The organism is Plantactinospora sp. GCM10030261 (assembly GCF_042666615.1).
In the GTDB taxonomy this organism is placed as follows: domain Bacteria; phylum Actinomycetota; class Actinomycetes; order Mycobacteriales; family Micromonosporaceae; genus KBS50.
The window spans coordinates 92484-104896 of record NZ_JBHTDD010000009.1; the positions used below are offsets into that span (position 1 = coordinate 92484).

12 protein-coding genes are annotated in these 12413 nt (G+C 70.2%); 3 read left to right on the plus strand and 9 right to left on the minus strand.

Going from position 1 to position 12413, the window contains the following annotated elements; genetic code table 11:
- Positions 1-40: 40 nt before the first annotated feature.
- On the plus strand, positions 41-1234 hold the full coding sequence (locus ACFQUZ_RS13425; RefSeq protein ID WP_377441795.1) for a hypothetical protein: 1194 nt from the start codon (positions 41-43) through the stop codon (positions 1232-1234).
- Between the two features lie 138 nt (positions 1235-1372).
- Here the strand turns inward: ACFQUZ_RS13425 and crcB are convergent, their stop codons facing one another.
- From crcB to ACFQUZ_RS13465, 8 genes are all read right to left on the minus strand, one after another.
- Positions 1373-1735 (minus strand): fluoride efflux transporter CrcB, encoded by a 363-nt coding sequence (gene crcB, locus ACFQUZ_RS13430; protein ID WP_377441797.1) that lies wholly within the window; start codon positions 1733-1735, stop codon positions 1373-1375.
- Positions 1732-2199, minus strand: a complete 468-nt coding sequence (locus ACFQUZ_RS13435; protein ID WP_377442008.1) for a fluoride efflux transporter FluC — start codon at positions 2197-2199, stop codon at positions 1732-1734. Before ACFQUZ_RS13435 ends, crcB begins: the two co-directional genes overlap by 4 nt.
- Positions 2200-2256: 57 nt before the next feature.
- Positions 2257-3663, minus strand: a complete 1407-nt coding sequence (locus ACFQUZ_RS13440; RefSeq protein ID WP_377441799.1) for a GH1 family beta-glucosidase — start codon at positions 3661-3663, stop codon at positions 2257-2259.
- Positions 3660-5897 (minus strand): alpha-xylosidase, encoded by a 2238-nt coding sequence (gene yicI, locus ACFQUZ_RS13445; RefSeq protein WP_377441801.1) that lies wholly within the window; start codon positions 5895-5897, stop codon positions 3660-3662. The genes ACFQUZ_RS13440 and yicI overlap by 4 nt, the downstream gene beginning before the upstream one ends.
- On the minus strand, positions 5894-6808 hold the full coding sequence (locus tag ACFQUZ_RS13450) for a carbohydrate ABC transporter permease (protein ID WP_377441803.1): 915 nt from the start codon (positions 6806-6808) through the stop codon (positions 5894-5896). Before ACFQUZ_RS13450 ends, yicI begins: the two co-directional genes overlap by 4 nt.
- Complete coding sequence (locus ACFQUZ_RS13455) at positions 6808-7770, minus strand: carbohydrate ABC transporter permease (RefSeq protein ID WP_377441805.1); 963 nt, start codon at positions 7768-7770, stop codon at positions 6808-6810. The genes ACFQUZ_RS13450 and ACFQUZ_RS13455 overlap by 1 nt, the downstream gene beginning before the upstream one ends.
- Positions 7771-7905: 135 nt before the next feature.
- Positions 7906-9207: an extracellular solute-binding protein gene (locus ACFQUZ_RS13460; protein ID WP_377441807.1), complete on the minus strand. Its 1302-nt coding sequence runs from the start codon at positions 9205-9207 to the stop codon at positions 7906-7908.
- Between the two features lie 31 nt (positions 9208-9238).
- Positions 9239-10363 carry a LacI family DNA-binding transcriptional regulator gene (locus ACFQUZ_RS13465; RefSeq protein WP_377441809.1) on the minus strand — a complete coding sequence of 375 codons (1125 nt, stop codon included), beginning with the start codon at positions 10361-10363 and terminating at the stop codon, positions 9239-9241.
- A 310-nt stretch (positions 10364-10673) separates the two neighbouring features.
- Between ACFQUZ_RS13465 and corA the strand changes: the two genes are divergently transcribed.
- The gene (gene corA / locus ACFQUZ_RS13470) at positions 10674-11738 is read left to right on the plus strand and encodes a magnesium/cobalt transporter CorA (RefSeq protein ID WP_377441811.1); all 1065 of its coding nucleotides are present in this window, start codon (positions 10674-10676) and stop codon (positions 11736-11738) included.
- Positions 11739-11749: 11 nt separating this feature from the next.
- On the opposite strand, the gene ACFQUZ_RS13475 is transcribed toward corA, so the two are convergent.
- The gene (locus ACFQUZ_RS13475; RefSeq protein ID WP_377441813.1) at positions 11750-12049 is read right to left on the minus strand and encodes a metal-sensitive transcriptional regulator; all 300 of its coding nucleotides are present in this window, start codon (positions 12047-12049) and stop codon (positions 11750-11752) included.
- A 123-nt stretch (positions 12050-12172) separates the two neighbouring features.
- Here ACFQUZ_RS13475 and ACFQUZ_RS13480 point away from each other — a divergent pair, with 123 nt between their 5' ends.
- A complete protein-coding gene (locus ACFQUZ_RS13480) occupies positions 12173-12409 on the plus strand; it encodes a heavy-metal-associated domain-containing protein (RefSeq protein ID WP_377441815.1) in 237 nt (78 codons plus the stop codon).
- Positions 12410-12413: the final 4 nt, after the last annotated feature.

The following is a 12413-nucleotide window of genomic DNA, read 5'->3' on the forward strand; positions in this document are numbered from 1 at the left end:
GTGGTCGCCGGCCGGGCCGGCCGAGCCCTAACATCGGCGGGTGCGTTCCCACTCCCTCCCCGTGTCGCTCGTGCTCTCCCTGCTGGTCGGCGTTGGTCTTGCCGGTTGCGGCTCGTCGGCGCCCGATCCGGGCGGCCCGGCGGCGGCGTCCCCGACCGCGACGACGGCCGACCAGACCTCGCCGCCCTCGGCCGAGGCGTCCGCGGCGGTCGGGTTCGGGGCGGCGAAGCCGAGCGCGTCGGCCGCGCGGCCGGTCGCCTTCCGCACCGGTAACCCGAGCGGTCGCGCCACGGTGCCGGCCGAGGCGCGGGCGGTGGACACCAGCCGGCCCACCCGCAAGATCGGCAAGGGTACGCCGGCGAGTTGCACCTCTCAGGCCGTGGTGGCTGCGGTGGCGGCGGGCGGGATCATCACCTTCGACTGCGGACCGGATCCGGTGACCATCACGATGACCGCGACCGCGAAGGTGCGCAACGCCAACGGTCCGCAGGTCGTGCTGGACGGCGGCGGCAAGGTCACCCTCAGCGGCGGTGGCAAGCGCCGCATTCTCTACATGAACACGTGTGACGGCGCACAGGGCTGGACCACGTCGCACTGCCAGAACCAGGATCATCCGCGGCTCACCGTGCAGAACCTGAGGTTCACGGGCGGGAACTCGACCGGGCAGACGGCGGAGGGCGGTGGCGGTGGCGCGATCTTCGTCCGGGGCGGCCGGTTCAAGGTGGTCAACTCGCGGTTCGAGGGCAACCGCTGCGACGGCACCGGACCTGACCTGGGTGGTGCCGCGCTGCGGGTGCTTAGCCAGCACGACAACCAGCCGGTGTACGTGGTGAACAGCACCTTCACCGGCGGGAAGTGCTCCAACGGCGGCGCGACCAGCAGCATCGGGGTGTCCTGGGTGTTTCTCAACAGCGTGCTGTCGGGCAACTCGGCGCTCGGCCGGGGGGCCAACCCGGCGCGGGGCGGTACGCCGGGTGGCGGCAGCGGTGGAGCGATCTACTGCGACGGCAACGAGTTCACCGTGCGGATCGCCGGCACGATCATCGAGGACAACCATGCCAACGAGGGCGGCGGAGCGGTCTTCTTCGTGAGCAACAACCGCACCGGCACGATGAAGATCGAGAGTTCGACGCTGCGCCGCAACCCGAGCGACGGGTTCGCCACCCGAGGCTTCCCGGGCATCTTCTTCCTCGGCGCCCGCAACCCGTCGGTCACCGCCTCCACCCTCCGCTGACCGGCTCCACCTGCGCCGACCAGCCCGCGCCGTAAGGCGACGATCTTGGACTTTGGGTTGCCGTTACGGGCTTTATGTACCTTTTTTGAGGACCAAAAGCGCAAGATCGCGGATGTCTGGGGATGGCGGGACGGCGGATTAGGGGGTCAGCGCGTGCGCGACCGCCAGGCCGCCGTACGCGGCGGCCAGCCCGGCCACCACGCTGAGCGACACGTTGGCCAGGGCCAGCCAGCGGTCGCCGGCACGGGCCAGCCCGAGCGTCTCGTAGCTGAACGTCGAGTAGGTGGTGAGGGCGCCGCAGAAGCCGGTGCCCACCAGCGCGATGACCGCCGGATCGGCGGGAAGGCCGGCGACCAGGCCGAGCAGGGCCGAGCCGATCACGTTCACCGCGAGGGTGCCCCATGGGAAGACCGAGGCATGCCGCGTCTGGACCGCCCGGTCGACGAGGTAGCGAAGCGGCGCGCCGACCGCCGCGCCGAGGGCCACCAGCAGCAGGTTCATCTCCGGAGCTCCGGCACCAGTCGTTCCGCGAGCGCGGTGCCCGCCGTCACGGCGAGCAGAGCCGCGAACACCGTTCCGGCGAGGTAGCCGAGGGCCACCGGGACGGCGCCGACGGCGACCGCCTCGTGCACCTCCAGCGCGTACGCCGAGAAGGTGGTGAACCCGCCGAGGACGCCCACCCCGGCGAACGGGCGGAGCAGCCGCCGGTCCGGCCAGCGCCGGCTGACGAGCACCATGAGGATCCCGATGAGCAGACATCCGGTGACGTTGATGGTGAAGGTGGCCCACGGGAATCCGCCGGCGCGGGTGGGAGCCGCCTGCTGGAGTAGCGTCCGGCCGAGGGCGCCGAGGACGCCGCCGGCCGAGATCGCGGCGAGGACCGACCACCGGCCGGCGGCCAGCTCGCGCCGGTCGGCAGGCTCGTGCAGGTCGACGTCAGGGTCGACCCGCGGCGCCTGGTCGATTCGGGGAGGCGAGGCGTCGTCCGCGGCCCCGTCGTCGGCGTTAATCGGCGGCCCGTCCTATCCGGAAAGCGATGATGACGGGCCCTTGGTTACCAGGTGGCGGTACCAGTGCGCGCTGTCCTTCCAGGTGCGCGCCTGGGTGGCGTAGTCGACGTGGATGATGCCGAAGCGGCGGTCGTAGCCGTACGCCCACTCGAAGTTGTCCAGCAGCGACCAGACGAAGTAGCCGCGCACGTCCGCCCCCGCGGCCACGGCGTCCAGCGTCGCCGCGACGTGCCGGCGCAGGTAGTCGACCCGGGCCTCGTCGTGGATGGCGCCATCGTCGGCCACCAGGTCCGGGAACGCCGCGCCGTTCTCGGTGATCATCAGCGGCAGGCCGGGGTGTTCCCGGTGCAGCCGGAGCAGCAGCTCGGTGAGGCCGGATGGGTCGATGTTCCAGCCCATGGCGGTGTGCGGACCGGGCTGGGGCAGGAATTCGACGGTGTCCGCGCCGATCCACGGGCTGTGTTCGGATCGACCGTGCCCGTCGGCTGTCGACCGGGTCGAGCGGCCGTCCCAGGCCCGCACCAGCGTGGTCGAGTAGTAGTTGACTCCCAGGACGTCCAGCGGCACGGCCACGGTCCGCTCGTCGCCGTCCCGGACGAACGACCAGTCGGTGACCGCGGCGGTGTCGGCGAGCAGGTCGGCCGGGTAGGCGGCGTCGAGCATCGGACCGAGGAACGCCCGGTTGGCCAGCGCGTCGATGCGGCGCACCGCGTCGGCGTCGGCCGCCGACTCCGACACGGGCCGGATGACGTGCAGGTTCAAGGTGGCCGACAGGTCCGCCGCCGGCGCCAGCTCCCGGACCATCCGGCCGGCCAGGCCGTGCGCCAGGTTCAGATGGTGTACGGCGGCCAGCGCCCCGGCCGACTCGGTGCGCCCGGGGGCGTGCACGCCCGACCCGTAGCCCAGGTAAGCCGAGCACCACGGCTCGTTCAGGGTGGTCCAGGTGTGCACCCGGTCGCCGAGCGCGCCGACGATGTGGGCCGCGTACTCCTGGAAGCGCAGCGCCGTGTCGCGTGCCGGCCAGCCACCGGCGTCCTCCAGCTCCTGCGGCAGGTCCCAGTGGTACATGGTGGCGACCGGCGCGATGCCGAGTTCCAGCAGGCGGTCCACCAGCCGGGAGTAGAAGTCGATGCCCTTGGGGTTGACCGGACCGGCGCCGCCCGGTTGCACCCGGGGCCAGGAGATGGAGAACCGGTACGCCCCCAGCCCCAACTCGGCCAGGTGGGTGAGGTCCTCGGCCCACCGGTGGTAGTGGTCGGCGGCCACGTCGCCGGTGTCGCCGTTGCGTGTACGGCCGGTGGTGTGGCTGTAGGTGTCCCAGATCGACGGCCCCCGGCCGTCCTCGTCGGCCGCGCCCTCGATCTGGTACGCCGCCGTGGCGGCACCCCACCGGAAGCCGGCGGGCAGCTCCCGCGTCATCGGTTCCCTCCCGTCCCGACCACGGTGCAGGTGTACGTGGACGCGCTGCCGGACACCAGGTCGGCGGTGGCCGTCCCGTCCGCGTACCGTACCTCGAACCCGGCCCCGGGCCGGCCGTCCGGGGCGGGAACGCGTACCAGGGTCCGCTGCCCCGGGACCGGCGCGAACATCCGCAGATCGACCCCGTCGGCCCACTCGTAGTCCGGGCGGTCGGTGACCGACCCGAACGGGATGACCGCTCCGGGCCGGGCCAGCACCGGCAGGCTGTCGAAGCCGTGTTTCTGCTGGACCCAGGCCGGTCCGGTGAGCTGCTCGCCGGTGATCAGGTGGGTCCAGGTGCCGGCCGGCACCCAGAACGTGACCTGGCCGTCGGCGCTCAACACCGGGGCGACGAGGATGTCGGGTCCGAGCATGTACTGCCGGTCGAGGAAGGCCGCGGTCGGGTCGTCGGGGAACTCCAGAATCATCGGCCGCATCACCGGGATCCCCTCCCGGTGCGCCTGCTCGGCCGTGGCGGCCAGGTAGGGCATCAGTCGCAGCTTGAGCCGGGTGAACTGGCGTAGCACGTCGACCGCCTCGTCGTCGTACGCCCACGGCACCCGGTACGACCCCGAGCCGTGCAGCCGGGAGTGCGAGGAGAGCAGCCCGAACGCGATCCACCGCTTGAACACCGCCGGGTCGGGGGTGCCTTCGAACCCGCCGATGTCGTGGCTCCAGTAGCCGAATCCGGAGGCGGCGAGGGACAGCCCGCCGCGCAGCGACTCGGCCATCGCGACGAAGGTGGCCTCGCAGTCGCCACCCCAGTGCACCGGGAACTGTTGCCCACCGGCGGTGGCCGAGCGGGCGAAGAGCACCGCCTCGCCCACCCCGCGTTCGGCCTCCAGCAGTTCGAAGACGGTCCGGTTGTAGACGTACGAGTAGTAGTTGTGCATCCGCTGCGGGTCCGCCCCGTCGTGCCACACCACCTCGGTCGGGATCCGCTCGCCGAAGTCGGTCTTGAAGCAGTCGACCCCCATGTCGAGCAGCGCCTTGAGCTTTCCGGCGTACCAGCGGGCGGCGTCCGGGTTTGTGAAGTCGACAAGGGCCATCCCGGCCTGCCAGTGGTCCCACTGCCAGACCGAACCGTCCGGGTTGCGGACCAGGTAGCCCGCCCGGCGACCTTCCTCGAACAGGTAGGAGCGCTGGGCGATGTACGGGTTGATCCAGACGCACACCTTGAGCCCGCGGTCGTGCAGCCGGCGCAGCATGCTCTCCGGGTCGGGGAAGGTGGCCGGGTCCCACAGGAAGTCGACCCAGTGGAACTGCCGCATCCAGAAGCAGTCGAAGTGGAAGACCGACAGCGGCAGGTCCCGTTCGGCCATCCCGTCGATGAACTCGGTCACCGTCTTCTCGTCGTACGAGGTGGTGAACGACGTGGACAGCCACAGCCCGTACGACCAGGCCGGTAACCGGGCCGGCCGGCCGGTGAGGTCGGTGTACCGGCGCAGCACGTCCTTGGGGGTCGGTCCGTCGATGAGGTGGTAGGTGAGTGACTGTCCCTCGACGCTGAACTGGGTCTGCGAGACGACCTCCGAGCCGACCTCGAACGACACGTGTTCGGGATGGTCGACGAAGACGCCGTAGCCGGCGCTGCTCAGATAGAACGGGATGTTCTTGTATGCCTGCTCGCTTGCCGTGCCGCCGTCGGCGTTCCAGATGTCGACGGTCTGGCCGTTCTTGACGAACGCGCCGAACCGCTCCCCCAGCCCGTAGATCGTCTCGCCGACCCCCAACGCCAGCCGCTCGTGGACGTACGTGCGGCCGTCGGCGTCGGAGACGATGCCGATGCTGCGCGCGGTGGATGAGGTGACCAGCCGGTCGCCGCGGAGGAAGTCGACCCACCATCCATCGACGAGCATGACCCGGGCGGTCAGTTCGCCGGTCGTCAACGTGGCGCTGATTCCGGTGATGTCCACGGCTACCGGGTGGTCGTCGCGGGTCGCCAACGCGAACCGGGGCTGCCTGGACAGCCCGCCGGAGTGGTGCCCGATTGTCACTCCCACCACGCCGGGCGCGGGGGAGAAGAACCGGACCGTCACCACCGGCCGGTTCAACGTGTCTCCGCGGCCGGTGACCTGGCCGGTCGGGGCGAACACGGTGAAGCCGCGTTCGTCGGGTTCCACCGACTCGACGGTGCCGGGGCGCAGCACGGTGACCCCGGGGCGCAGTTGCCAGTATCCGTCGGTGAACTTCACTTGTCGGCTCCTGCCGTGATGCCGCGACTCAGCGTCCGCTGGAAGATGAAGAAGAACAGGATGGCCGGCACGAGGCTGATCAGCGTGCCGGCGTTTGTGGTCGGGGCGTCCATCAACCGGTCACCCTGCAACGACGCGAGCGCCACCGGAATGGTCTGGGTCTCGTTGTCGATGAGCATCACCAGCGGGATGAGGAACTCGTTCCAGGTCCAGATGAAGAAGAAGACGAGCAGCACCGCGCAGGTGGGCCGGACGTTGGGCAGGATGATCCGCCACAGGATCGTCCACTTGCCCGCGCCGTCCAGCGCTCCGGCTTCCAGCAGGCTACGCGGGAAGGTGCCGAGTACGGAGGCGAGCAGGTACGTGCCGAACGCGCTCTGGATCACCGTGAAGATGATGATCACGACGAGCCGGGTGTTGTAGAGCCCGACCTCCTTGGCGAGGTGGTAGAGCGGATACACAAGCGATTCCTGCGGCAGCATGTTGGCCAGCAGGAACAGGCCGACGATCCAGAGCCGGCCGCGGACCCGGCCCACCCCCAGCGCGTACGCGTTGAGCAGCGAGACGGCGACGGCGAGCACCGCGACCGAACCGGAGATGAGCGCCGAGTTCCACACCTTCTGGGGGAAGTCGACAGCCGTCCAGTACGTCCGCAGGCCCTGCGTGTAGAACTCGTCGGGCCAGCTCAGCGGCCCCTCTGAGCTGTACTGCCCGGGTGATTTGAACGCGTTGAGCAGCATGAGGGCGAACGGCACCAGCATGAGCAGCGCGCCGGCGGTGACCACGGCGAGAACGGCCCACCGACCGACGCCCCGGTGGTGCCGGTCGCGCCGGCGCCGGTCGACCGGCCGGCCGGTGCCGGCCGGGGTGGCCGGGGATCGGGCGGCCGGCGTGCCGAGGGTGACGGCCATCAGGCGTTCCCTTCCCGTCGCTCGGTGCGGTACTGGGCGCGGATGAACAGCACCGCCACCACCACGATGATCAGCGTCAGCACGACGGAGATCGCCGACCCGTAGCCGACCTGGAGTTTCTTGAAGAACGTGTAGTAGGCGAAGTACGCCGGCACGTTTGTGGCGTTCTCCGGCCCGCCGCGGGTCAGCGCGTAGATCGGCCCGAACACCTTCATTGCCGCGATGGTGCAGGTGAGGGCGACGACGAAGGTCTCCGGCCGGATCTGCGGCAGGGTGATCGCCCGGAACCGGTGCCACCAGCCGGCGCCGTCCAGCTCGGCCGCCTCGTACAACTCGGGGTCGACCCGCTGCAGCGCGGCCATGAAGACGACAAGCGGGTAGCCGATCTGCACCCAGATCATCACCGCCATGACCGTCGGCAGGGCGGTGTCCGGGTCACCGAGCCAGTCGTGCCGCAGCGCCCCGAGCCCGACCGTGTCGAGCAGCCCGTTCAGGGTGCCGTCGGGGCGCAGGATCCAGCCCCAGAGGATGCCCGCCACCACCACCGGCAGTACCTGGGGCAGGTAGAAGGCGGCTCGCAGGGCGGCGACGGTGCGGGGCCGGAACCGTCGGCCGATGACGTCGAACAGGACCGCCGCGAGGACCAGTCCGGTCAGGGTGGGCGCCACGACCATCGCCACGATCATCGCGAGCGTGTTGCGGAACGAGGTCCAGAACACCGCGTCGTCAAGCAACCGCTGGTAGTTGTCCAGCCCCACGAAGGTCGGGTCGCCGACGCCGGACCACCGGGTCAGCGAGAGGTAGCCGGTGTAGACCAGCGGACCGGCGATGACCAGCGCGAAGAGCACCGCGCCGGGCAGCAGGAAGAGCCAGTACGCGGCGTCGCCACGGCCCCGCCGGCGGCACTGGGCGGCACTGGGCGGCGTCGGGCTCCGGCCGGTGAGGGTGTCGGGTGCAGCCATCAGAATCCCTCCGGTGTGCGGGCGGGCGCGGGCGTCCGCCGGTCCGACGGCGGCCGAGCTGGCGGCGGCGGGCCGGCGGCGGCGAGCTGGCGGCGGGAGGGGACGTGCCCGCCCCCGCGTCCCCCGCTTGGTCGCTCAGCCCTGCTTGATCTCGGCGACGCCGTCGGCGTACGGCTTGGCGATGTCGGCGAGCACCTGGTCCGGGGACTTGGACTGGTTGATAAGCGACTGGAAGCCACCGACCAGCACGTCGTAGTAGCCCGGGACCGGCCAGTCCGGATAGAAGGCGAGGCCGTCCTGCCCGCTTACCGTGTTGAAGTTCTCGATCAGCTTCTGGTCCTTCGGGTCGGTGATCTTCGACGGGTCGGCCTTGACCGGGACGCCGCCGTTGTTGCCGATCAGTTCCTGGATCTCCGGGCGCATCGTGATGTCGATGAAGTCGTACGCCAGGTTCTTGGCCTTGCTGCTCTCCGGCACCACCCAGAGGTTGCCGGACGAGCCGGCGTGCAGCTTGTTGCCGGGAAACAGGAAGCTGTCCCAGTCAAACCTGATCTCCGTCTTGAACCGGCCGTACCACCAGCTACCCGAGACGATCATCGGCGTCTTGCCGGCGATGAACGCGGTGCCCATGTCCTCCGCCTTGGCACTGGCGGCGTCCTTGGCGAGGTATCCCTTGCGGGCCCAGTCGGCGAACGTCTCGGCGCCGTAGCGCAGCGGGTCGGCCGCGAAGTCGACCGGGTTCTTGTAGAGCTGGTAGTTGTCGACGAAGGCCCGGTCGGCCTTCGACAGCGCCAGCTGGTAGAAGAGCTGACCGGCCGGATACTCGGCCCCCGCCGTGCCGATCGGGGTGACGCCCTTGCCGACGAAGGTGTCCATCGCGGCGGTCATCTCCGCGAGGGTGGTCGGCACCTGGACGCCGTGCTTGTCGAACAGATCCTTGTTGTAGAAGACCATCACGTACTCGCCGTAGTTCGGTACGCCGAACCACTTGCCGGAGCCCATCACGCCCTTGTCGTCGTACCGGGCGGTGGTCTGCAGGCTGGGGCTGAGCGCGTCGGCCCAACCGCGTTTCTCCGCCTCGGCGGTGAGATCGGCGAGCAATCCCTGCTTGGACAGCAGCCCGGAGGTGGCGTTGCCCTTGTTGTACTCCATCACGTCCGGACCCTCGGACGAGTTGATGATCATGGCGGCGTTCTGCTGGATCTGTTCGAACGCCTTGCGTTCGAACCGCACCTCGACCCCGGGGTGCTCGGCCTTGAAGATCTCGATGGCCCTGTCCCAGGCGACGCCCATCGCGCTTGTCGCACCCTCGTAGTGCCACAGCTTGAGAACCTTGGCGTCGCTGCCGCCGTCGTCGTCTCCGCCGCAGGCGGTCAGGGATGTCGTCGCGACGGCGGCCACGGCGACCGCCGCGACTATTGTGCGGATTCGGTGCATTACCATTCTCCTCGAGTATCGAGCCGGTACTTCACGCCCGTCGTCGCGTTGCAGCGCGACGGCGGGCATCTTCCTTCTTGCCGCCGGGGGGCCCGGCGCTCTTACTGTCGGGCGGACCGTCGCCGTCCCTCGGTCCGGCGGGTCGGCGGGCGGCCGCGCTGGAGCCCCGGGTCTCCAGCACGCAGGGCAGGAGTTGCTGGTGGAGCGCGTCGGTCTCGCCGGCGAGGTGGCGCAGCAACGCCTCGACCGCGATGCGGCCGAGCGCCGAGCCGGGTGACGCCATCGCGGTCAGTGCCGGGGTGGCCAGGTCGGCGACCTTTGGCGAGGTGACCATCGAGACGACGGAGACGTCGTCCGGCACGGACAGGCCGCGCAGGGTCAGCCCGCCGAGGATGCCGAAGACGGCGTTCTCGTTCATGGCGAGGATGGCGGTCAGGTCGGGGGCCTCGGCCAGGGCCCGGGTGAGGGCCGCGCGACCGCTCGCCGCGCTGTCCTCAGCGGTGATCATCAGCGGTTCCAGTCCGTGCCCCGCCATCGCCGCCTCGAACGCGTCCCGGCTGCGCAGCGCCGGACCGTACCCGCTGGCGATCGCCGCCGCCGAGTGATTGACGTAGACGATGCGGCGGTGGCCGAGGCCGACGAGGTGATCGACCGCGTCCCGGACGGTCTGGTCGAAGTCGATGTCCACGTACGACAGCCCCGTGTCGTCGCCGGTGCGGCCGATGAGCACCAGGGGAACGCCGGCCCTGCGCAGCACCGCGACCCGGGCGTCGGCGGTCTGTACCTCCATCAGCAGGGCACCGTCGAACATCCGTTGGGTGGCCAGCCTGCGAAGATCGTCGACGTCGTCGGCTCCCACGGGGGAGAGCACGAGGTGGTAGCCGGCCGCGCTGGCGGCGGCGGTGGCACCGGTGACGAAGGCGGTCTCGGTGGCCCCCAGGCCGCGCTCGTCCATCGGCATGAGCAGACCGAGGATGCGGCTGCGCCGGCTGGCCAGGCCGCGAGCCATCGCGTTGGGTTGGTAGCCGAGTTCGGCCATGGCGGCGTGCACCCGGTCCCGGGTGGGCTGGGAGATCGGGCGGGTGCCGGTCAGCACGTACGACACGGTGCTGACCGAGACTCCGGCGAGGCGGGCGACATCGTGCATGGTGGCCATCGCACACCTCCCGGGCATGAGCGAACGCACCGAGCGAAGCGAGGGCCGTGAGCCCATGCCCAGCCAGCCCGGCGTCGACGGAACGCGGCCGTCGAAACGCTTCGACTAAGCGTTTCGACGACCGTAGGACAGGAGTTACACCGGCGTCAATAGCGCGGGTCGGCCCGATGGCGTGCCGGGGACGAGGGTGCGGCCTGGTCGCCGGGACCTGGTGGCGTCGCTGGGGGCATTGCGGGCGCGCGAACGGGTACCCCGTGCCGGCTCGTCGCCGGGCACTGGCACGGTCCGGCCCGTCCCGGAAGGAAGCCGGATGTCCGAAACGCTGCCCGCCGAACCGAACCGTGGCTCCGGTCCGGGCAGCATGATCGACAGCGCGGTGTACATCGACGGCCGGCGTCGCGCGTCCCCGACCACCCTCGCCGACACCTATCGCCGCCTGCGCACGCAGGAGAACGCGATGGCCTGGATCGGGTTGTACCGGCCGGACGCCGCGCAACTGTCCTCGCTGGCCCGGGCGTTCCGGCTGCACGAGCTGGCGGTGGAGGACGCCATCTCCGCGCACCAGCGGCCGAAGCTCGAATGGTACGGCGAGACGCTGTTCGTCGTCCTTCGCGCCGCCCGCTACCTGGACACCCCGGAGGAACTCCGGTTCAGCGAGTTGCACGTGTTCCTGGGCCCCGGCTTCGTGATCACCGTCCGGCACGGCGAGGCACCGGACCTGGTCGCCGTCCGGCGCCGGATGGAGTGCGATCCGCGGCTGCTGGCCGCCGGCCCGGAGGCCGTGCTGTACGCCATCCTCGACCGCGTGGTGGACGGGTACGCCCCGGTGGTCGCCGGTCTGGAGAACGACATCGACGAGATCGAGACGCAGGTTTTCGGTGGCGAGCCGATGGTGAGCCGGCGGATCTACCAGCTGACCCGGGAAGTGATCGAGTTCCAGCGGTCCGTTCGCCCGCTCGGGCCGGTGCTGGGCGCGCTCGACGCCTGGCTCGCCCGGCACGATTCCGGCGAGGAGCTACGTCGCTACCTGCGTGATGTCGCGGACCACCTGACCCGGGTGGTGGAGCGGGTCGACGGGTTCCGGCAACTGCTGCAGAACATGTTGACCGTGAACGCCACAATGGTCGGGCAGCGGCAGAACGAGGAGATGAAGAGCCTCACCGAGGCGAGTTACGAGCAAAACGAGGAGATCAAGCGCGTGTCCGCGTGGGCCGCGATCCTGTTCGCCCCGACGCTTATCGCCTCGGTGTACGGGATGAACTTCACGCACATGCCCGAGTTGGCTTGGCGGTACGGGTACCTGTTCGCGCTCGGCCTGATGATCCTGGTCTGCACCGGGCTCTACGTGGCCTTCAAGCGCCGTGGGTGGTTGTAGCCGACGGCCGGTCAGCCGCGCTTCATGAGGCGGCCCACCGCTGCCATCATCTCGGTGGCCATCTCGTCGGCCCGTCCCTCCTCGGCGCCCTCCCGCATGCAGTGTCGCGCGTGACCGTCGAGCAGGCCCAGCGCGACCTTGTCGAGGGCGGCCTGGATGGCTGAGATCTGGGTGAGCACGTCGATGCAGTAACGGTCGTCGTCGACCATCTTCTCGATGCCGCGTACCTGGCCCTCGACGCGGCGCAGCCGGGCCAGCAGTTGGTCCTTGCTGGCGGTGTAGCCCCGGACCGGGCTCGGTGACGTGGTCATGGAAGAAGGATAGCGCGTACGGGGCGGGGGTATCGTACGCTATGGTCGCCTACCCCCACCGGGTATGGGTGACGAGCCGCACACCGGCTTCTCGACTTTACCCCCTGGGGGTATTGTTCGGGCATGGCAGAAGGAGGAACCGAGATGACCACCACCACCGCCACCTACCAGGTTCAGGGCATGACCTGCGAGCACTGCGTCAACGCGGTCCGCACGGAGATCGGCGCCCTGGCCGGTGTCCAGGACGTGCGGGTCGACCTGGCCGCCGGCACGGTCACCGTCGACAGTGACAGCCCATTGCCGGCCGAGCGGGTCCGGGAGGCCGTCGACGAGGCCGGATACGAACTCGTCGGCTCCTGACCGG